The sequence below is a fragment of the Amycolatopsis sp. CA-126428 genome, from assembly GCF_002904335.1.
GTDB lineage: Bacteria > Actinomycetota > Actinomycetes > Mycobacteriales > Pseudonocardiaceae > Amycolatopsis.
Window position 1 is genome coordinate 352,762 of record NZ_PPHF01000030.1, and the last position, 20,007, is coordinate 372,768.

At 68.2% G+C, this 20,007-nt stretch carries 18 protein-coding genes and 1 pseudogene; 5 read left to right on the forward strand and 14 right to left on the reverse strand.

From position 1 onward, the window contains the following. Nucleotides 1–15: 15 nt before the first annotated feature. The 9 genes and pseudogenes from C2L58_RS08400 to C2L58_RS08440 all read right to left on the reverse strand — a co-directional run bounded on the left by C2L58_RS08400 (nucleotide 16) and on the right by C2L58_RS08440 (nucleotide 5,922). Nucleotides 16–615, reverse strand: a complete 600-nt coding sequence (locus C2L58_RS08400; protein WP_146073553.1) for an ATP-binding protein — start codon at nucleotides 613–615, stop codon at nucleotides 16–18. Beyond that, nucleotides 612–971, reverse strand: a complete 360-nt coding sequence (locus C2L58_RS08405) for a hypothetical protein (RefSeq protein ID WP_146073554.1) — start codon at nucleotides 969–971, stop codon at nucleotides 612–614. Before C2L58_RS08405 ends, C2L58_RS08400 begins: the two co-directional genes overlap by 4 nt. Beyond that, nucleotides 968–1,615 (reverse strand): annotated as a pseudogene (gene tmk, locus C2L58_RS08410) (dTMP kinase). The gene C2L58_RS08405 and the pseudogene tmk overlap by 4 nt, the downstream one beginning before the upstream one ends. Then, nucleotides 1,593–2,477: an aldo/keto reductase gene (locus C2L58_RS08415; RefSeq protein WP_103336954.1), complete on the reverse strand. Its 885-nt coding sequence runs from the start codon at nucleotides 2,475–2,477 to the stop codon at nucleotides 1,593–1,595. The pseudogene tmk and the gene C2L58_RS08415 overlap by 23 nt, the downstream one beginning before the upstream one ends. Further along, nucleotides 2,455–3,033: a 3'-5' exonuclease gene (locus C2L58_RS08420; protein ID WP_103336955.1), complete on the reverse strand. Its 579-nt coding sequence runs from the start codon at nucleotides 3,031–3,033 to the stop codon at nucleotides 2,455–2,457. Before C2L58_RS08420 ends, C2L58_RS08415 begins: the two co-directional genes overlap by 23 nt. Next, the gene (locus C2L58_RS08425) at nucleotides 3,030–4,184 is read right to left on the reverse strand and encodes a radical SAM protein (protein WP_103336956.1); all 1,155 of its coding nucleotides are present in this window, start codon (nucleotides 4,182–4,184) and stop codon (nucleotides 3,030–3,032) included. Before C2L58_RS08425 ends, C2L58_RS08420 begins: the two co-directional genes overlap by 4 nt. Nucleotides 4,185–4,293: 109 nt before the next feature. Further along, nucleotides 4,294–5,136 carry a helix-turn-helix domain-containing protein gene (locus tag C2L58_RS08430; RefSeq protein ID WP_233225617.1) on the reverse strand — a complete coding sequence of 281 codons (843 nt, stop codon included), beginning with the start codon at nucleotides 5,134–5,136 and terminating at the stop codon, nucleotides 4,294–4,296. Between the two features lie 34 nt (nucleotides 5,137–5,170). After that, on the reverse strand, nucleotides 5,171–5,689 hold the full coding sequence (locus C2L58_RS08435; RefSeq protein ID WP_103337122.1) for a DUF6879 family protein: 519 nt from the start codon (nucleotides 5,687–5,689) through the stop codon (nucleotides 5,171–5,173). Then, the gene (locus C2L58_RS08440) at nucleotides 5,686–5,922 is read right to left on the reverse strand and encodes a hypothetical protein (RefSeq protein WP_103336958.1); all 237 of its coding nucleotides are present in this window, start codon (nucleotides 5,920–5,922) and stop codon (nucleotides 5,686–5,688) included. The genes C2L58_RS08435 and C2L58_RS08440 overlap by 4 nt, the downstream gene beginning before the upstream one ends. Before the next feature lie 239 nt (nucleotides 5,923–6,161). Here C2L58_RS08440 and C2L58_RS08445 point away from each other — a divergent pair, with 239 nt between their 5' ends. The 3 genes from C2L58_RS08445 (at nucleotide 6,162) to C2L58_RS08450 (ending at nucleotide 9,702) form a co-directional block, all read left to right on the forward strand. Next, nucleotides 6,162–6,485: a hypothetical protein gene (locus C2L58_RS08445; RefSeq protein WP_103336959.1), complete on the forward strand. Its 324-nt coding sequence runs from the start codon at nucleotides 6,162–6,164 to the stop codon at nucleotides 6,483–6,485. Between the two features lie 88 nt (nucleotides 6,486–6,573). Further along, nucleotides 6,574–7,968, forward strand: a complete 1,395-nt coding sequence (locus C2L58_RS48540) for a HEPN domain-containing protein (RefSeq protein WP_146073555.1) — start codon at nucleotides 6,574–6,576, stop codon at nucleotides 7,966–7,968. Between the two features lie 150 nt (nucleotides 7,969–8,118). Further along, complete coding sequence (locus C2L58_RS08450; protein WP_158264094.1) at nucleotides 8,119–9,702, forward strand: AAA family ATPase; 1,584 nt, start codon at nucleotides 8,119–8,121, stop codon at nucleotides 9,700–9,702. 246 nt (nucleotides 9,703–9,948) lie between these two features. On the opposite strand, the gene C2L58_RS08455 is transcribed toward C2L58_RS08450, so the two are convergent. Both C2L58_RS08455 and C2L58_RS08460 read right to left on the reverse strand, forming a co-directional pair. Continuing rightward, nucleotides 9,949–10,254: a hypothetical protein gene (locus C2L58_RS08455; protein ID WP_146073556.1), complete on the reverse strand. Its 306-nt coding sequence runs from the start codon at nucleotides 10,252–10,254 to the stop codon at nucleotides 9,949–9,951. A 208-nt stretch (nucleotides 10,255–10,462) separates the two neighbouring features. Beyond that, nucleotides 10,463–11,212, reverse strand: coding sequence for a TrmH family RNA methyltransferase (locus C2L58_RS08460; RefSeq protein ID WP_103336962.1), 750 nt, complete (start codon nucleotides 11,210–11,212; stop codon nucleotides 10,463–10,465). A 93-nt stretch (nucleotides 11,213–11,305) separates the two neighbouring features. Here C2L58_RS08460 and C2L58_RS08465 point away from each other — a divergent pair, with 93 nt between their 5' ends. Further along, the gene (locus C2L58_RS08465) at nucleotides 11,306–11,848 is read left to right on the forward strand and encodes a DUF6328 family protein (RefSeq protein WP_103336963.1); all 543 of its coding nucleotides are present in this window, start codon (nucleotides 11,306–11,308) and stop codon (nucleotides 11,846–11,848) included. Here C2L58_RS08465 and C2L58_RS08470 read toward each other — a convergent pair. Then, complete coding sequence (locus C2L58_RS08470) at nucleotides 11,845–14,652, reverse strand: ATP-binding protein (RefSeq protein ID WP_103336964.1); 2,808 nt, start codon at nucleotides 14,650–14,652, stop codon at nucleotides 11,845–11,847. The genes C2L58_RS08465 and C2L58_RS08470 overlap by 4 nt on opposite strands. Before the next feature lie 235 nt (nucleotides 14,653–14,887). On the opposite strand from C2L58_RS08470, the gene C2L58_RS08475 reads away from it, so the two are divergent. Beyond that, entirely contained in the window at nucleotides 14,888–15,115 is a 228-nt protein-coding gene (locus C2L58_RS08475; protein ID WP_233225619.1) for a hypothetical protein, read from the forward strand. Between the two features lie 90 nt (nucleotides 15,116–15,205). Here the strand turns inward: C2L58_RS08475 and C2L58_RS08480 are convergent, their stop codons facing one another. Together C2L58_RS08480 and C2L58_RS08485 are read right to left on the reverse strand one after the other, a co-directional pair. Continuing rightward, entirely contained in the window at nucleotides 15,206–16,696 is a 1,491-nt protein-coding gene (locus C2L58_RS08480; protein WP_103336966.1) for an FAD-dependent monooxygenase, read from the reverse strand. Between the two features lie 93 nt (nucleotides 16,697–16,789). After that, nucleotides 16,790–19,957 (reverse strand): BTAD domain-containing putative transcriptional regulator, encoded by a 3,168-nt coding sequence (locus C2L58_RS08485; RefSeq protein ID WP_103336967.1) that lies wholly within the window; start codon nucleotides 19,955–19,957, stop codon nucleotides 16,790–16,792. Between the last annotated feature and the right edge of the window lie 50 nt (nucleotides 19,958–20,007).

Genomic DNA, 20,007 nt, shown 5'->3' on the forward strand with positions numbered 1-20,007 from the left:
GCGTCCTTGGTCACGCTACAGCCGCTCCAGCCCCTCGTGGATTCGCTGGAGAATATCATGGTCATAGGGTGTTTCCACGGTCGAAGCCAGCGGTTCGGGTGATGGCGTGCTGGGACGTCGTGGCAGACCGGCAGCCGTCCGCTGGTAGACGGCTAGCTCGGCCCAGTTCACCCGGCCTCGCGGGGTGATAGTCGAACCCCAGCGGCTCGCGAGCGCACAGATCAGGCCGAAGCCGGAGCCTGACGGCGCGTCGTCCGCAAGCTCCAGAGGTTCAGGGTCCGTGTCGATGACCTCGAAGACGATGTGTCGCTGGTAGCCGAGCAGCCGCAGTCGGATCGGCTTGAGTTCGGTGAGGGCTGACCAGCTCGTCCCTTCAACTGGCCCGGTTGCCGCTACGGCGAGCGACACCAGCTCAACCGCCACCGCCTCCATGTGTTCCTCGATGAACAGGGCGTGCCATCGCCTCAAGGTGTCGGCGATGAACATGCGGGCGACAGGCACGGCCGTGGGAAGCGCCACCAAGTCGAGCGAGGCCTCGAAGCGCGGTTGTTCCCGCATCCGGGGAATCTCGGCTTGCAGCGGTAGCTCACCGTGCACCTGCGTGGGCGCGTTCATCGAGGCGTCCACAGCAGGCCGGACCGCTTGACCAGCGCGGGCGCTCCCCGCTGGCCGGGTTCGGGTAGGCCGAGCAGCTCGTGGACGACCTCCTGCAGGTCGGACCCTTCCTTCGCCCAGACGCACCCGCCGCCGTAGGCCTCATCGAGGACGCGGGCGGCGCTGACGTTGGTCCGGTCGAAGATGAACAGGGCGTCGGTGTACTGCTGACGGCTGTAACTCCCAGCGATCCCGACCGGATCACCGTCCTCGTGCAGCGCCCGGAATATCCAGCCGGCCTGCCGGGCGGTCACCAGAGCTTGAAGTTCCGGATACCGGCGAACCGCTTGGTCATCGGTGATGGACTCGCTCGTCATGCCAGCACCCCACCCGGTGCCAGGAGGGCCGCGAGCCGGTCACGGATCACGGCCGCGGACTGCTCGGGCGGGCGCTTGCTGCAGTCCACCCGCAGCACCTCAAACCCCGCCTCAATCAGGGTGTCGGTGGCCTGGCGGTAGTACGTGACCTCGGCCCGGCTGCTGCCAGGCGCCAGCTGGAAGCGGTTGTGCGGTCCGCGCTCACTCAACCTTTCTGCGATCACCGCGGGGTCGGCTTCGAGGATGACCGCCAGGTCCGGCTGTTCGACTTCCGCGTTGAGCTGCCACAGGAACATGGGGTCCACACCATCGAAGCGCTGGACAACCAAGCCTGAGGCCACGTAGCGGTCGGAGATGACGATGGTGCCGTCTCCCAAGCGGGGCCGGATCTCGGTCTCGACGTGGTGATAGCGGTCAGCGGCGTAGAGTCAGGCCAAGGCGTGGCCGGTGACGGTCGGCGTCAGCTCGGAGGCTAGCTGCCCAATCGCGCTGGTGGACGGCTCCGCGGTGACGTGCACGTGTTCACCGCTTGCCACCAGCATCTGGGCCAGGTGACGCACGATCGTGGTCTTGCCCGCCCCACCCGGTCCGTCGACGCTGACGAACAGGCCGTGCTGGCGGTCAGAAGAGGACCGAAGTTTCATTATCGCCCCTTCCGACTTCTGACCGCGCGCTCTTGGTGGCCGCTAGTTCGATAGCGGTCATGGCTTCGCGGTTGAGGTTGATCTGATCGGCTGACAGATTCTCGTGGAGACGTGCGCTGCAACTGGTGCCGGGGATCGGCATCATCACCGGGGACCGGTGCAACAGCCACGCCAGTGCAAGCTGGGCAGGTGTCGCGCTGTACTGGGTAGCCAGCTCGTGAAGCACGCCATGAGGCTCTGCGAGCCGACCTGATGCCAGTGGGGCATACGGCACAAAGCCGATCCCGGCGTCCTGGCAGTAGCGAAGAACCTCTTCGAACGCCCGGTTACTCGCGTTGTATTTGTTCTGTACGGCGGCGACGTCGATTAGTTCGCTGGCCTTGCGAACCTGACTGAGGTCTACCTTGGACAGCCCGATGTGGTGGATCTTCCCTTCCGCCTGCATATCGGAGAGCACAGCGAGCTGATCCTCCATGGCTACGGCGGGGTCGATGCGGTGGAGGTAGTACAGGTCGATCCGTTCGACTTGTAGCCGCCGGAGGCTCATCTCGACGCACTGGCGCAGGTACTCCGGCCGCCCACACGGTGCCCACCGGTCGGGACCTTGACGAGTGAGACCGCCCTTGGTGGCGATAACCAAGCCGTCGCGGTAAGGATGCAACGCCTTGCGAATGTACTTCTCTGCGGTAAACGGGCCGTAGGCGTCGGCGGTGTCGATGTGTGTCACGCCCGCGTCGACCGCATCGCGGAGTACCTGCATGGCCTGTTCCGGGTTGTCCGGCGCGGCCCAATAGCCAGGGCCGGTGAGCTGCATGGAGCCGAAGCCAATACGGTTCGAGCTAGAAAAGAGCTGGTTCGTCATCGGAGCCACCCCCTATCGGCTGATCCCTGAGTTCTTCGAGGCTCCGCCGGCCTGCGAGATGGACGAACAGCCGAGCTGTGACGATGGCGTCGTACGTCGCCCGGTGCGGCTGGTCTTCGCCGCCAAGACCGTGAGCGAGATCGAGCTCCTCGACCAGTGATCCGAGCTTGTAGCTGGGCCGCCCTGGCGTCAGCCGCCGGGCGAGCTTGAGCGTGTCGAAGACTTCGGGGCACTCCCAATCCCCGAGCTTGCGCTGTAGCACGCCAACATCCACATGGGCGTTGTGGGCGATTAAGGCTGAGGCGTTGAGCGCTTTGAGCACGTCCGCCTCTACGTAGCCGAACACCGGGGCGTCGGCAACCTGCTCGTTGCGGATGCCGTGGATGCGGCGGGCGAAGGGCGTGATCGGCTGGTCCGGCTTCACCAGCCAGCTCGACGGCTCCCCGATCACGCCGGCCACGATCGGCACCGCGGCCAGCTCCACGAGATCGGGCGGCTGCTGGCCGTTGCCTTCGACATCGACGACCACGTAGCTGAGGCTTGTCCAGTCCGTCATGAGCTGTTGCTGTCCTTCCATCCGATGTCCGCGCGGCCGTGGCGGTTCGCGTGGTGCGGGTGGCGTGCGTCGTGGACCTGGAAGCCGAGCGCGTGCTGCAGGAAGTAGCGCGGTTGCTCCACCGCCAGGCCGGTCACGACGGCGGCCCGCTCGGTGATGTCTACGACCTGGAGGCGGTCGGCTTCGGGCAACACGCGGGCGATCTGGTGTACGTCTTCGCGCGTCGGCGCGCGGTGGGCGCCTGCACACCGTTCGAGCTGGCTCAAGGGGCAGATGTCGCACAGCTCGCGGATGCCGTAATGGCCGTTGTAGTCCGGCAGGCCGTTGGCGTAGCTGACCGCGCATGACGTCTTCCGGAACAAGGCTGCCGAGTTTGAGAACGCCTCGAGGACGCGCCGTTCCAGCGTCTCCGGCACGATCTTCCGCCGCGCCGTGTCCTCGTACGGCTCGGGGAGACCGTTGGCCTGGTAGTACGCGGCGATCTGGTCGCGGTAGAACAAGCCCGTAAACACCGTGGCGTCGGCGTGCTGGCTCAGCTCGAACGCGGCGGCCAGATGCTCGTCCGTGTCATTGAGGCCAGGCACCAGCGGCCGCCAGTACAGCACCGTCCGGTACCGCCGCAGCTGCGGCGCGCTCATCAGCTTCAGCGAGTCGGCCGCGACCTGCGACGGGTACGGCTCGATCTTCGGGTCATCGATGCCGGAGTACGTGAACAGCAGCGTCACCTTCACGTGCCGCAACTGGTTCAGCCGCCCGATGTCATCAGGCTTCATCTGGTGCCGGCTGATGACGAGAACGTGGTTGGTCAGCTCGCGGGCGTCGAGATCTTCGAGCACGGCGAACGTGTGCGGCCGCACCTTCGGCAGGAACGGCTCGGTTGCCCGATTGAACAGCTGAATTGGCGTGATGTGCGGCTGGAAGTACCGGTGGTTGACCAGCTCCTCGACCGCCGCCGCGTCCGTCATCAGGGCCCGCGGCTGGTTCTCGTCCCACAGCCCGTAGGTGTGGCGGATGCAGTACGCGCACCCGAGCGGGCAGCCTTGAATATGGTTGAGGCTCAGGCCGCTCTTGCGGTACTCGACCACCTCCCGGGCGCGCTCCGGCAAGCGCGCAATCTGGTCGGCATCGAGGAGCGGTACGGGCGTCGGCACGGCGCTTCTCCCTGGTCAGCGGGTTGGATGCCAGGAGAGTAAGCGCGGCGTCACGTGTACAGACAGCAAGTTTCTCGGTATTGCTCGCAATGAAGAAACCCGCAGGAGATCAGGGCAATTCGGGGGAAGACTCGGCTATCTGGGCCGCTAAGTCGTCGATTACGCGGGTGATGATGGCTCGGGCCGAACGGCCGTAGCTGGCGACGGCCGAGAGTTCGCCGAACACGTTCGCGTACAGCTCGATCTCCTGCGGCTGGGCTAGGTTGAGCCCGGCTGAGTACGTCTCGACCAGCACTTTCTGGTCGTCGTAGAGCCAGAAGCCGTGCCACGGAGAGGCCGTGTACTGCGTCTCGAACCCGATGATGCCAAGCTTCACGTTGGGCAGCGCCGACAGCGACACCAGCCGGTCGAGCTGCCCGAGCATGACCGCCGCGGAGCACATCCGAAAGCGCAGCGCGGCCTCCGTCAGGACGAAGTGGAAGCGCTTGTCGGGGCGGTAGAAGATGTCTTGGCGCTTCATGCGCCCTTCGACCGCTTCGTTGATGTCGTTGGGCAGCTTGAAGATGCGGATGCTCTCGGCGAACCGCGCCCGCGCGTACTCCGACGTCTGCAAGAGGCCGGGGATGACGGTCGGCTCGAACACGCGAAACAGCCGCGTCTTCTGGTCAAGCTCGGCCAGCGAGTTCTGACGGGGCCGGATGCCGCCGCGCAAGATGCGCTGCCACTCGGCGTGCTGCACCTCAAGCGTGCGCAGGGAGGCAAGCAGCGCCGGCGCCTGGTCTGAGCTGCCCGTCGCCTGCGTCCAGCCCTCGATGTCAGCGACGCTCGGGGTCTGCTTGCCGTTCTCGATCTTGGAGACCTTGGAAGCCTGCCACCCGAGCGACTCCGCGAGCTGCTTGCCGGTCAGCCCGGCTTGTTCGCGCAGCTCGCGGAGCCGTCCGCCGAGCGCCATGCGTGCTTCGTGGACATTCGAGGCACCCGTGGCCTTATTCCTTGGCAAAGTCTTCCCGTCGTACCGCGTGATGCCGGGCGACATCCCGCCAGTAGTTGTGCTGGACGATCTCGGCCGGGTCCTCGACCACCTCACCGCCGAGGAAGGCCATCCGCTCATCGAAGTGCATCCGTACCAGCTTGCGTGAGTCGAACAGCCAGTAGTCGTGCTTCGGTAGATCGCCGGCTTGGTCGCGAGGAAGGTAGCGGATGTCTTCGCCAGCTCCGCCGGTGAACTGGGAGCACCACACGCCGAAGCGGCTGTAGTCGGTCAGTGGCATCGTCACCACCCGCACCCGCGCGAAGGTGCGTCCGGCCGCGGTCGCTTCGCAGAGCATGGTCAACCAGCTCTGCATCCAGGGCAGGTCGTCCGGCTCGCCAGCGAGGTACTTGCGCAGCGACTCGTTCTCATACGTGGCGTCGTACTGGTCGAACGTCTCCAGCCGGAAGGCCGTGTGCTCGAACGTGTGGAAGAGCCGCCGGAACTCCGGGCCTGGCTTAATGAGCTCGGTCAGTGCTCCCCCTCCTCCTGGGCGTAGCGACGAGCGTAGAACTTCAGCACGTCCTCGGGAATCTCGATCAGGGTCTCGTGGTCGGGCACCGGGCCGACGTCGGCCAGCACCTGGGGATCGGTCACCTTCCAGCCCTGAGCGATGTACGTCACCCGGTCTGTCCGGTCGGTGGCGAACAGCGTCGGCGAGTTGTCCACCTGCGAGTCGGGGTCTTTGCCGAGGAACCGGGCGCGCATGATGCCTCCTTGCGAGCAATGTGCGGGACGTTGCGCGGATACCGCCCATGGTGACTGAGGGTGGCGCGCCCGTCAACGCGCGGGCCGCGCGGACTCTGCTGATCATGTCGTCGACGTGCGGAAACGACATGCAGGCAGAGGTGACTCCCGATGCGCCAGGACCAGGGACGTAACAACGGGCTTTGGCGACGCGACTCCGTAGAAACGCCGGCTGCACCCGTCAGGGGGAGGCGCAAGCGATGACCTTCGACCCGTACGAGCCCTTCTCCGGCCGTGATCCGTTCTCGTTCGCCTCACGGCCGGACACCGCCGAACGCGAGCAACGCCTTCGCGAGCGGCGCAGGCTAGCTCGGCAGATTCGGCGTGTGCTGCTGCTCGGGATCGTCTCGGCTATTGCGGCGTTCATGCTGGGCAGCGGCCTGGATGTCACGCACTTTCATGACACATCCAACGGCTTCATGTGGCGGTGGCCGCTGTCGATAATCCTTGGCGGCGTTGCCATCGGGTGCCTGATCTGGCTCGTGGCGACGGCGGTCCGGCTGATTCGCGAGAGCCGCGACTGAGCATGTCGGCGTCTGCTCCTACCCGCTATGACAGCAGTCGTGGCGTACAGTCGGGGCGTGGACAAGACGGTTCGGCAGACCAAAAGGGATGGCATTGACCAACGTTGAGTTCCCTGCTTACAAAGCAGCGCTGCGCGGGTGGATCGACGAGGCCATAGCTAAACTTCAGGGACTACCTAACGGCATCGTGGTGTCCTCGGCCGTGCGGCGCTGGGGATGCGACGAGGACGGCGTCTTTCGTGCCCGCGAACGGCCTGTGAATGCTTGGAATTCCGGATACCGTGACCAGCTCCAAGAGTTGCCCGGCTGGCAGTCAGTTGTTGATGCCGCTCAAGGAGACGAGCGCATAAGCCGCCAGCTTGATACCCTTGTCGGGACAGTGCAAAGCGCCACCCGCGTAGAGGCTATTCATACGGGCCTGGTTGTGCTTCCTTCGCCCGATGAGTTGAGTCGTGTTGACGACGCATTTGACGAGCGCTACGTCAAACTAGAAGGCTATCTCAAGGCGGACGAGCTTGAAAGTGCGACCGTATGGCCGGTACCTGGATTAACGGGTGAACCTCTGCCGGTGTCGCTTGAACCGGACATCGAGCTCGGAATGATGTCGAATGCGGAACTTTCTCTGGCGCTTGAGTTTGCGATTGTTCGCCCGAACTTTCCCACTCAGGCGATTTTCTTCGCGCGACCCGAAGATAGGTCATGCATTAGGTATCGATATCGTCTTCCTAAAATCGTCGGCATGCCCGACGCGGTCGATACGGAAGCCTCGCAGGCGCTCGAAGAGACTGCTGATCGCATATCGAGTGATTTTGAAGAAGCGTTGGCGACCGTTCTGCCAAGGCCCACCTTGACAGTGGGCAGGTTCACCTACTCCAGCTCGTGGCGGCCTCATGGCTACGGCGTCACATTCAGGTCGGAATCTCGAAACTCCTACTTCACGAGGCATGAGCTGGATCAAGGGCAGGTCGGCGAGTTTCTTGACGTGTGGCGGGTTCTTCGACAACCTGATTTTCAGCGGAAGAACAGGGGGCTGGCTCTCGCTCTACGTCGGCTGAGCTACCAGGCTCAGCGTGAGCGACCTGAGGACGAGCTGCTCGATATCATGATCGCAGCTGAAGCTCTCTACTTATCGGAGGCCGGCAACGAGTCGGACCGTGGAGAGCTGAAGTACCGCCTGGCACTTAGAGCTGCCTTCTGGGCCGATGCGGCCGAGACTGATATAGGACGCCGTGACATCTTCAAGCTGATGCGCACCGCGTATGATGTACGCAGCGCAGTGGCTCACGGCGGGACACCAAAGCCTAAAGACATAAAGGTACGCGGTGAGCAAGTCGCTCTCAAGGAACTTGTCAATGAGGCGCGGCACGTCGTAGCAGCTGGCTGTCGCAAAGCTGTTGCTGCTGTAGCGTCCTCTGGCGGAAGCTGGCCCCCCGCTTGGGAAGATCTCATTTTGCCGGGACAAGGCAGCTCGGCCGAGCGGTAGACTGATGCACTTCTGCTCATAGTGCCGTGAAGTGTTCGCGGTCCAACTGCGAACTGCGTAGTTCACTTCGTCGAGTGACATCTCTTGCTGAAGTGTGAAGTACGCCCGTAAGTCGGCTATACTGAGTGAACTATGGTAGCTGATCTTACGATGATCTTGCCTGACGGCACGACGCGACTTGAAGGTAATTCGCCGGTCGTAGTTATCGGTCCCAATGGTAGCGGCAAGACTCGTCAGACGCGGAACCTGAGGACTGCCACTGATATTACTATTGACTTCGTCAATGCGCTTCGCAACACGCGTGTCGCGCCAGAACTCCCCGTCATGGGTTTCGATACTGCTCGCAGCAATTTTCAAGGTCAGAAGAACCAAGCGCGAAATGCTCACTGGGAACTGACTTCTGAATTCGACTTCATGCTGTCTCAATTGATTGCTCAAAGCTCAATGATGGCTATGCAATTTGTGAGCCGCTTCCGTGAGAATTCTGCTGAAGTCGGCCAGCCTGAAGCGGGACCGCTTGAGCGAGTCGAAGACCTCTGGAAGAAAGTCTACCCAGGTCGGAAGCTCCTTTGGCGCGACTGGAAGCCTCTGGTAGTTAGCACAGTCAATGGCGATAGTGTCGAATACAGCGCTAATCAGATGAGTGACGGCGAAAAAGCTGCCTTGTATCTTGCGGGTCGGGTTTTCCTAGCCGATCCGGGAGTTCTTGTCGTCGATGAGCCTGAAACGCACTTCCACTCACTGCTGGCAGTGAGACTTTGGAATGCCTTAGAAGATGCTCGCCCTGACGTTCGCTTTGTCTATGTCACCCATGACCTAACGTTTGCTCTTTCGCGGCGCGACGCTCGTTATGTGTTGGCTAGTCCGACCGATGGGCTTCGAGCGATCGAAATCGACGGTGACTTGCCCGGTGACGTTGCCGGTGCACTGCTCGGATCGGCATCTCTTTCGTTCTATGCTTCTCGCGTGGTCTTCTGTGAGGGTGAAGAGTCGAGCCTGGATCGCCAGTTGTACAGCGCCTGGTTCAATGGAATTGATACGGTGGTTAAGCCGGTGGGTAGCTGTCAGATGGTCCTTCGTTGCGTCGAGTCGCTACGGCGCTCCGGGATCGCCCAGTCTCTTAGTGCTACCGGAATAATTGACGGCGATTTTCATTCGGATGCGTTCAAGGGCGGAGTGCCGGCCGGTGTCCATGCGCTCAGGCTCCATGAAGTCGAGAGCTTGTACTGCCTGGTCGGCGTAGTACGAGCTATTTGTGAACATCTCAGTGCGGACTTTGATGAGCCAAGTTACTTGCAGCAGCTGGGCGCAAGCGTTTCCGAGGCGCAGCGCCATCAGCTTGTCGTGCAGCGTTGGAAGGCTCGTATCGAACCAAACCTTGCTGGAATTGTTAGTGGTGTCAGTAAGAAAGGTCATTCGCTCGATAATTTGGTAAAGGAACTGCCTAATATCTTCGATCCATCTAACTGGAGCTTTTCGCCTCAAGATTTACTTCAAGAAGAGAAGAAGCGAGTTGAGTCGGTGATTCCCGGCGGTGCGGAGGAGCAGTTACTTTCTCTTATTCCTGGTAAGCAACTGGTGCCGCTGGCTGCGCGAACGGCGGGGATGCAGTTAAGCGCATACACGGACTTGGTGGCAAAGGCACTCGTGAACGCCGAAGATGTGGCCCTCAAGCCTCTTCACGACAAGCTTGTGTCTGCCTTGACGCCGTACTTGCCAGAGCGATTTAGTTGACAGTCGATATCCGTCATGTTTGGCGGCGTCGCCATAGGGTGCCGGATCTGGCTCATGGCGACGGCGATCCGGTTGATTCGTCGAGATAGTATCTGCATGACTGAGCCGCAAAAAACACAAGCGGCAACAGGATAAAGCTTAACAGCTAGCTCCGTCTTGAATTTGCTCGTAGATACATGTATTTGGCTCGGCAGTGGACTCGCAGATGAAGAGCTCACGCAGTACGTGTGGACAAAGCCTACGAAGCTACTTGAACCCCTGCCGCCCGCGCCGTCGCAGCGCCACCCCAGCATCCAGCATGTACGCCCGCACTGTACTGGCTGCCACATGATGCAGCCGGGCCAGTTCGTCAATCGTCCACCCGCTGCGGTAGAGCTCGGCGGCGACCTGCACATCGTCTGGCTCCAGCTTGGAGAACCGCGTGCGCAGCCCGAGCCCCTGAAGTCGTCGGAGGATGGTTGTGCGGTCGACGCCGAAGCGGTCGGCGAGCTTCTGCATGGAGGCGCCAGCCTTGAACGCCGCCACGACCTGCTCCACCTCTTCGGGCTTCAACTGGCGTTGAGTGCGATACGTCGGCAGGGGAGGAAGTTCGGCCGGAACCGCGTCTGACCAGCGTGATGCTACTTCCAGTAATCGCCGTGTCGCTTTTGGTGGGTGTGTAAGCGCCTCAACTGCGCGCACCAAACACGCTAGTCAGCGGACTGGGGCGGGGCGCAGCAAAGGGCGTCCCGAGGAAGTCGGCGATCTTGCGCGGTCCTGGTCAGCGCTGATGGCGGGAGCCGAGTACCCAGTGATACGCCGCCATGGCGACGGAAGTCGTCAGGTTGTAGCTCGAAACCTCCGCACGCATGGGAATCGAGAGCAATACGTCGGAGTGGCGGCGGAGTTCGGGGGAAATGCCGCTGCGTTCGGATCCGAAGGCCAGCAAGGCGTCCTGCGGAATGACCGCTTCACGAAGATCTATTCCCGCGGGGTCGAGGGAATAGATCGGCCCCTTGGCCTCGTGGATGCCGGCCAGCCGGCGGACGGGCAGCGCATAGTGCAGGCCGGCGCTTCCGCGGAGCACCGTCGGGTGCCAAGGGTCGACCGTGCCGGTCGAATACACCGCGGACAGTCCGAGCCCGGCGGCGACACGGATCACCGCCCCGATGTTGCCGAGATTCCGGGGGTTTTCCAGGAGCACCGCCGGGCTGGGCCGGTTCGCGGGTTGAGCCGCTTCCGGCCAGGCGGGCCTGCGGGCGAGAGCGGCCACTTCGGTTTGATGAACGCGCCCGAGAAGCTGCGCGATCTCCGACGCGCTCACGGTCTGCGCGGGTGCGGTGATCGCGTCCTCGATGTCCGGTGCGAGCTCTTGTGCCAGCTTCCTGAGCGCGGCCGTACTGGTGGTCACGATGGCATCGACGGCGCCACCGAACCGGAGGGCGTGTTTGATGGCGTGGAAGCCCTCCAGGACGACGACGTCCTGCTGGCTGCGCAGCCGTTCCCACTGCGCCGAGATGGCATCATGCACGCCGCCGAACCTACCTTCGGGGCGGCTGGAGCCGCTTCCCGGATCCTTTGATCTACCGATGTCTCGCTCCGGTGTTCGCGGGACCGTTCCGGTATGACGGTGAACGAGATCGAACCGACCCGGCCGCTGCTGGACGAGCTCCCGGATGCCCACGACCAGTGGAACTTCTCCGTGCGCCACGAGACGCCGACGCAGCGGCTGGATCGCAACTACGCCGAAATACTCCAAGAAGTGCGGGTCGCGCAGACCGGCGTGCAGCTGCTGCTCGCCTTCCTGCTCACCGTCGCCTTCACGCCGCGCTTCGCGACGCTCACCGAGTTCGAACGGCGGGTCTACGTGGCCGCGCTCGTGCTCGGGGCCGCCGCCACCGCGCTGCTGATCGCGCCCGCCGCCTTCCACCGGCTCGTCTACCAGCGGCGGCTCAAGCGGCAGCTCGTGGAAGCCTCCAGCCGGTTCGCCTTGTGCGGGCTGACCTTGCTGATGCTGTCCATCGGCTCGGCCCTGCTGCTCATCCTCAGCGTCACCCTCGGGCCCGCGCTCGCCGCGTGGTTCACCGCCGGGGCGCTGGGCTGGTTCTCGCTGTGGTGGTTCGTCGTGCCGATGTGGAGCCGGGTCCGCAACTCCGGGACCCGCTAGCCCGACGCCGAATTGCGGGTCGCCTCACGGGCGATGTCGATGCGGGAATGCACTCCGAGTTTGGCCAGGATGTGCGAGACGTGCGTGGCGACCGTCCGCGGGGACAGGAACAGCCGCGTCGCGATCTGGGGGTTCGACAACCCCTCCAGCACCAAGCCGGCGATCTTGGTCTCCGTCGGCGTGAGGCTTTCCCAGCCGTGCGTGGCCTGGCGGTGCTTCACCGTCGGGCCGCGCCGGATGCCGAACGCGCGGAAGCGGGCGCGCAGCCGGGCCACGTCCCAATGCGCGCCCAGGCTGCCGTACAGGTCCAGGGTGCGGGTGAACGCCGCCCGGGCCGAGCCGCGGTCGCCGGCTTCGGCGAAGGCGATGGCCGCGGCCTCCAATGCCTTGGCGCGGGGGAGGGGGCGGCCCGCGTCGCGGTAACCGTCGGCCGCGCGCAGCAGCTCGGCCGGGTCGCGGTCGGCCATTCCCCGGCCGTAGCGGCCCAGCGCCCGGCGGTGCGGGACGCCCGCCCCGGCCGTGATCGCGCCGATCCGCGCCACGATTTCGGCCGTGGTGGCGGTGTCGCCGGTTTCCACGGCCAGCCGGACGGCGTCGCCGAGGAGGCCCTCGCCTTCGTCTTCGGCCGTCAGCGCGGCGGTCAGGGCGGCGAGTGCCCGGTCCGGTTCGCCCGCCTGCTCCCACGCGAGGCTGCGCGCCAGCGTCAGCGATTCGACCACCCGGCCGCCGATGCGTTCCGCGCACGGCGCCGCCGCGTCCAGGTGCCGGCGCGCTTCGGCCGTTTCGCCGCGGTGGAAGTGGATGATCGCGGCCACGCCGTGGTCGCAGCAGGCCACACTCGGATCCTTGAGGTCGTCCGGGACGACGTCCACCTCCGCCACGGCGTCGTCCCACCGCCCGCTGCCCAGCAGCAGCTGCCCGAGCGCGCTCTGCGCCTGGGTCAGCCGCACCACGCTGCCGGCGCGGTCCGCCCGCTCGCGCGCCCGCTCGGCGGCGGCGAGCGCGTCGGGGTAGCGGTCGAGCGCGCCGAAGGTGACGGCCTGGTTGATCCGCAGCAGCAGGCCGAGGTCGGTGAGCGCGGGGTCGCCCGAAGCGGTCGCCATCGCGCGCTCGAACAGCGGCAGCGCTTCGGTCCATTCGCCGCGCATCATCGCCACCAGGCTCAGCACGTGCAGGGCCCAACCGGTCGCCCAGTGGTCGTCGCTCGCTTCGGCCAGCGCCGCGGTGGCGACCCGGGCGGCGGTGTCGACTTCGCCGAGGTCGCGGTGCGTCCGGGCGGTGAGCACGAGCAGCCGCGCCCGGTGCCGGGCGGGCAGGTCCGGTGCGGCCGCGGCCTGGTTCAGCGCGGCGAGGGATTCGGCGGACCGGCCGGTCATCGCCCGGCACTGCGTCACCGTCGTGTGCAGGTCGACGCGCAGCTCCGGGTCGAGCGCCCGCGGCAGGGCCCGGACGGCGACCCGTTCGGCTTCGGCGAAGTCGCCCACCCGGTAGAGCGCCTCGGCCAGCCGGCAGCTCAGCGCTCCGGTGGTGGCGTCGCCGCCCCGGATCGCGCGGCGAAGGAGCTTGACCGCCACCTCGGGCGCCTGGCCGATCAGCGGGGTGGCGGCCCCGAGCAGCCAGTCGACGACCCAGCGGGGCACCGGTTCACCGGCGTCCGCGGCCGACACCGTGGGCAGCAGCTGGCGGGCGACCCGCTCGACCGGGGCACCGGCGTCGGCCAGCGCCCGCGCGGCGGCCCGGTGCCAGACGACCCGGACGCCGGCGGGCAGTTCGTCGTAGAGGGCCTGGCGGATCAGGGGGTGCCGGAACGCCAGGTCGTCGCCGGCCGCCACCAGCACCCCGGCCGCCCGTGCTTCGTCCAGCGCGGCCAGGAGCGCGGTCAGCTCCGCCTCGGCCACGATCGTCAGGTCCGCGACCGAAAAGCCGACGCCGAGCAGCGCGGCCGTCCGCAGCACCGTCCGCGTCGGCTCCGGCAGGAAGCCGAGCCGGTCGGCGATCGCCTCCGGCAGCGAATCCGGGGTGGGCCCGCCCGTCAGCTCCGCGATGCCGGCTTCGTCGACGGCCAGGCAGGAACTCCGGGTCAGTGCCCCGAGCAGTTCGGTGAGGTACAACGGGTTCCCGGCGGCGCCGTCGGCCAGCCGCGCCAGCTCGTCGCCCGGTTTGCCGCCGGCCAGCTCCGCCACCAGTTCGAGCGCCGCCGGTTCGGTGAGCCTGCCGACCCGCAGCCGTTCGGCGGGCCCGACGATCCGCCGCAACGCGCGGACGTCGTCGCGGCGCGGAACCGGGCGCAGCACGCCGACCAGGAGCAGCGGCAGCTGCCGGACCGAGCGGGCGAGCCTGCCCCACACCGCCACGGTCGCGCGGTCGGCCCATTGCAGTTCGTCGACCACCAGCACGACCGGGCCGGTCTGGCACAGCTCGTCCACCAGGGCCAGCAGCTGCTCGGCGGCCGCCGCGGCGAGGTCCGCCCCCTTGCCCCGGGCGGTGTCGCCCTGCAGGAGCCCGGCGATGGCCCCGCGCCGGGGATCCGGTGCGGAACCGGTGATGCGCAGGGCGTCCAGCAGGGGGATCAGTGGCAGCGCCTGCCCCAGTTCGTCGCCGGCGCCGCGGAAGACCTGGCACCCGGCCCGGGTGGCGACCGCGCAGGCGGCCTGGACGAGGGCGGACTTGCCGATGCCCGGCTCGCCGTCCACCAGGACCGCGCGGCCGCGGCCGGCGGCCACGTCGTGCACCCACCCCGCGAGCCGGGACAGCTCACCGTCCCGGCCGATCAGGAGGTCAGCACCGTCCGTGAGCGGTTGCACACGGACGATAATAGAAGAAAAACACTTGCTGAACAAGAGGTGTACGCGACGTGGCTGCCCCGTCGTCCGGCAATCTGCTGTTCCGGTTTCGGAAATGCGTGGTTCCGGAATTGTTCGCAAATCCTCTCGCGTGCGCTTTGGCCGCCTGACGTTGGCGGGTCATTAACCGTCCGTTGTCCGCTGGTTGTGCCGGCTCTGGGAACGTCCGCCGGGCCCGAAACTCAGTTTCGCCCGATTGACCACCGGAGGAATGATGCGGGTTCGCCGCGCGGTCGTGACGGTCGCGTTGACCCTGTTCGCGGCCGCTGTCCTGAGTACTTCCCCTGCTTCCGCCGTCACCGCGCAGGGCGCGGCGCCGACGGCGGTGCCCGCCGGCCACCCCAGCGAAATGGGGTACAACGGCGTGTCGCCCGACGAAATGGGCTACAACGGCGTGTCGCCGAACGAAATGGGCTACAACTAAGGGCTTCGCAGACCCTGCGGCCGCAACCGGGTGCCATTCCGGTTGCGGCCGTTCCCGTTCTCCCCCGGCCTCGCGCCGACAAGGCCAGGTTCAGAACCAGCGGCGCACGGCCCGTTCGAACGAGCCGGAGTCCGGGACGCGGTCGCCGGCCCACGCGACGATGCCGTCCGGCCGGATCAGCACCGCGCCGAAGCCCAGGTCGTCCCGCGCCGGGCCGGCCACGTACCGGATCCGGTCGGGGTACCGCAGCGCCACCTCCCGCAGGGGCGCGTCCACGCCGAAGTCGAGCGTGACGCCGAGGCCGTCCTGCAGCAGGTCGCCGACGCGGGTTCCGTTGGCCAGCACGAAGTCCGGGGCGTTGTGGCCGGCCAGGCCGTGGCCGCCCAGGTCGTAGTGCAGCGAAGTACCGCTGGTGCGCTCGAAGACGTACGTCGTGCCGTCGCGGGTGGCCAGCAGGTCGCGGACCACGGACCGGATCGCGCGGGAATGCGGGTCCGGGCGCATGGTCGCCACCTGGGCCCGTGACCAGTGGAGCACCCGCGCGCCGACCGGGTGGCGTTCGGCCGGGTACGTGTCGAGCAGGCCGGAAGGGGCGCGCCCGGCCACCGTGGCCGCGAGCTTCCAGCCCAGGTTCATCGCGTCGCCGAGGCCGAGGTTGAGGCCCTGGCCGCCCAAGGGCGAGTGGATGTGCGCCGCGTCCCCGGCCAGCAGGATGCGGTCGCGGCGGTACGTGGTCGCCTGCTTCGCGCGGTCGGTGAACGTGGAGGCGAAGTGGACTTCACCGATCGTCACGTCGGTTCCGGACACGCGGCGCAGCACCGACTGGAGGTGCTCGCGGGCCGGCGGCCGGGACCGGTCGTACGCGCCGCCGTCGAAGTCCATGACGCCCAGGTGGCCCGGCTCGGACATCGTCAGGTACATGCCCTGCGGGGTCACGGTGAAGCCCGGAGCGAGGAGACCGGGCTCGGCGAGCGTGACCAGCGCGAGGTAGCCGGTCAGCTGCGGCTCGGTGCCGGCGAACTCGAAGCCGGCCAGCCGCCGGACCGTGCTGCGGCCGCCGTCGCAGCCGACGAGCCAGCGGCCCGGGTACTCCTGCTCCCCGGACCGGGCGACGGCCACCGAGGCGTCCTGGGTGATCGTCGTGACCGGGACGCCGCGGCGGATCTCGACGCCGAGCTTTCCGGCCCGCTCGGCCAGGACCGTCTCCACCGCCTCGAGACTGGTCATGATGCCGTCCAGCGCCGGGCTGGGCAGCCGGTACGGCAGGCGGGTGAGGTCGACGTCGGCCGGGTCGACGGGCGTTCCGGCGAAGTGGCCGGCCGACCGCGGCGGGGCCGGCTCGTCCGTGACCGGCTGTTCGTCCACACCAGACGCCGCCAGCAGCGGCGCCAGCATCCCGCGGCGGTAGAACGCCTCGACCGAGCCGCCGGACAGGCCCCGCATGCCGAGCGGGAAGCTCCGCCACGGGGAGCGCGGCTCCGGCTCCCGTTCGAGCACCAGCACCGAACAGCCCGCGAGGCCGAGCTCGCAGGCCAGGAACAGCCCGACCGGGCCGGCTCCCACGATCACCACGTCGTGCATGACAAACCACTTTCTCGAGGTCTTGGACGTGCCCCGAGACTGACGGCCGTCACGCACACGGCGCGCACATCGCGCTCACAGCGCTCACAGCGCTCACAACGCGAGCCGGGCCGGGTCGGCGGCGGCGACGGCGGCCGGCGCCGCCAGCTCCCAGCCCGCCGTGTACAGCGCGGCGAAGTCGTCCTCGCCCAGTGCGGCCCGGCCCTGGTGGCTGAGCTCGCGGACCTGCGGATCGGTGCGGTCGTGCGCGCCACGCAGCCGGGCGGCGACGCCGAGCAGCTCGGCCGAGTCCCGCGGCCGCCCGCGTGCTTCGGCGAGCGCGGCCGTGTGCACCGTCACCAGCGACAGGATCGGCAGGTCCCGGGCCGCCAGCGCCGCCGCGTACGCCGCTCGCCCGGCCCGGTCCGCGCCGGCCGGGTCGCCCAGGGCCAGGCAGAGCGCGGACCGCGCCCCGGCGATCAGCGCCCGGGCGTGGTCGGAGGGGAACCCCGTGTCGACGAGCAGCCGGTGTTCGGCGTCGTCGAGCAGGGCACCCGCCCCGGTCAGGTCGCCCAGGCGCACGCGCAGGCCGGCCTCCCAGCCGTCGATCAGGACGGGTATTTCCGTCGCCGACGCGCGCAGCAGCCGCTCCCGGACCGAGCCGATCACCGCCAGCGCCCGGCCGGGTTCGCCGCGCCGGATGTGCAGGTCGATCCAGCGCAGGTCGTTGTAGAGCTGGTCGCCGAGGCTGAGCGTGCCGAACTCGGCCGCCAGCGCCTGGGCCTCGCGCAGGTCGGCCAGCGCGCCGTCGAGCTCGTCGTAGCGCCGCAGCTGGGCCCGCATCGGCAGCGTCGCCGCCTGGCCCCACCGGTCGCCGGCCCGCCGGAAGCCGGCCAGCGCCGCCGCCACGTGGACGCCGACCCGGTCGAGCTCGCCCGAGTTTTCGGCGATCTCGGCCTGGAACATGTGGGCCAGCGCCGACAGCCACCCGTCGTCGCCGTCGGCCAGCTGCCGGAAGATCGCGAGTGCGGACTCGTCGCCCAGCAGGAAGAGCAGCATCGGGCCGAACACGCGGTAGTGGCCGGGCAGCCGCGGGTGCGCCAGCAGCCGTCCGGCCAGCTCGCGCATCTCCGCCCGGTCTTCCGCGGCTTCCCCGGCGGTGATCCCGGACAGGATGTCCGCGCGGCTGAGCAGGTGGGCGGCCCGGGCGCAGTCCCGCTCGGGCGTCGGCTCGCCGCCAGGCACCGCCAAGGCCTCGCCCAGCCAGTAGCCGGCGTCGGAGTCGCGGCCGAACATCTGCCAGTACCAGGTCAGCGCGAGGGCCAGCGCGATCGCGCCGGCGGAGTCGTGGGTGGCGCACAGGTGACGCAGGGCGGCGACCGCGTTGTCGTACTCGGCGCCGATGACCGCCATGGCCGCCAGCTGGCCGGGCCCGCGCAGCTCGGCGTCGTGGCGGGCGATCAGCTCGGTGAAGTGGGCGGCGGCCAGGTCGCGAGCCGGGCCGAGGTCGCCGTCGAGGCGTTCGATGCCGTACTCGCGGATGGTTTCGAGCATGCGGTAGCGGCCGGTGCCGGGCGCGAGCTGCAGCAGCGACCGGTCGACGAGGGCGGCGAGCAGGTCGGGGACCTCGCCGGCGGGCACGCCGGTGCCCGCGCAGACGGCGGCGGCCGAGGCGGGCGTGACGCCGCCGGGCAGGACGGCGATCCGCTCCGCGACCGTGCGTTCGCGCTCGTCGAGCAGCTCCCAGCTCCACGCGATGACCGCACGCAGGGTGCGGTGCCGCGGCGGCGCGGTGCGGCTGCCGGTGGTGAGCAGCCGGAACCGGTCGGCGAGCCCGTCGGCCAGGTCGGGCAGCGACAGCGTCCGCAACCGGGCGGCGGCCAGCTCGAGGGCCAGCGGCAGGCCGTCCAGGCCGCGGACCACGCGCACGATGTCGGGCAGCGTGGTTTCGTCGACGGCGAAACCGGGGCGCACGGCGGCGGCCCGCTCGGTGAACAACCGCACCGAGGCCACCGCACGGACGTCGTCGTCCGGGCCGGGCAGGGCGAGCGGCCCCAGCGGTACCAGTGCTTCGCCGTCCACGGCGAGCGGTTCGCGGCTGGTGGCGAGCACCCGCAGGGCGGGGCAGCGGGGCAGCAGCGTCGCGACCAGGTGGGCCACGGCGTCGATGAGGTGCTCGCAGTTGTCGATCAGCAGCAGGCTTTCCCGGCCGCCGAGTTCGCTGACGAGCACGGCCAGCTCGTCGGTCCCGGCGCGCTTGCGGGCGTCGAACACCGCGCTGCCGCGCAGGCCGATCCCGGCGAGCACGGCCGGCGCGACCTTCGCCGGTTCGGTGACGGAGGCGAGGTCGATCAGCCGGACGTCGTGGCCGTGCCGGCGGGCCGCCTCCAGCGCGAGCCGGGTCTTGCCGGCGCCACCGGGGCCGAGGACGGTGACCAGGCGTCCGGTCGCGAGCAGAGCGGAGACGCGCGCGAGGTCGTCGTCGCGGCCGATGAAGCTGGTCAGCGGCGCGGGCAGGGGAACGGGCCGGACCCGGTCCGGGGCAGCAGCCGGCGCCGGAGCGGGGTGCAGCAGCCGGAGGTGGCGTTCCCGCAGGGCGGTGCCCGGGTCGGCGCCGAGGGCGTCGGCCAGCGTCCGGCGGACCCGCTCGTAGACGGTCAGCGCTTCGGCCTGACGTCCCTGCGCGGCCAGGGCGTCCATCAGCAGGGCCGCCGCCCGTTCGTGCGCCGGGTGCTCGGCCAGCAGCGCGGTCAGCCGGGCGGCGGCCGGCTCGGCGCGTCCCAGCGACAACTCGGCTTCGGCGAGGTCGGCGACGGCCTCGATCGACAGCCGGGCCAGCCGGGTCGCGACCGCCGGGGCGACGGCGGCGATCAGCGCGGGCTCGCCCCACAAGGCCACCGCCTCGGCGAGGGCCGCGCTCGCGGCTTCGGCGTCCCCGGCCCGCAGCCGCTCCCGGCCGGCCGCGGTGAGCTGCTCGAAGCGCAGGGCGTCCACGTCGGCCACCGCCAGCCGGTAGCCGCCCGCGATCTGCACGAGCAGGCCGTCGGCCGGGGCGAGGGCGCGGCGCAGCCGGGAAACGAGGGTCTGCAGGGCGGAGGCGGTGCCGGACGGCGGTTCGTCGCCCCACACCGCGTCGACCAGCACGCCCGGCTCGACCGCGCGGCCCCCGGCGAGCGCCAGCCGGACGAGCAGCGCCTGCAACCGCGCGCCCGGGACGGGCAGGACCGTTTCGCCCCGGGACACCTGGAACGTGCCCAGCAGCGTGATGCGAAGCCCGTCCATGCCCCGATCTTCGCGCGCCCGGCCTCGTGGCCTCAACGAGGGCGGTGCGT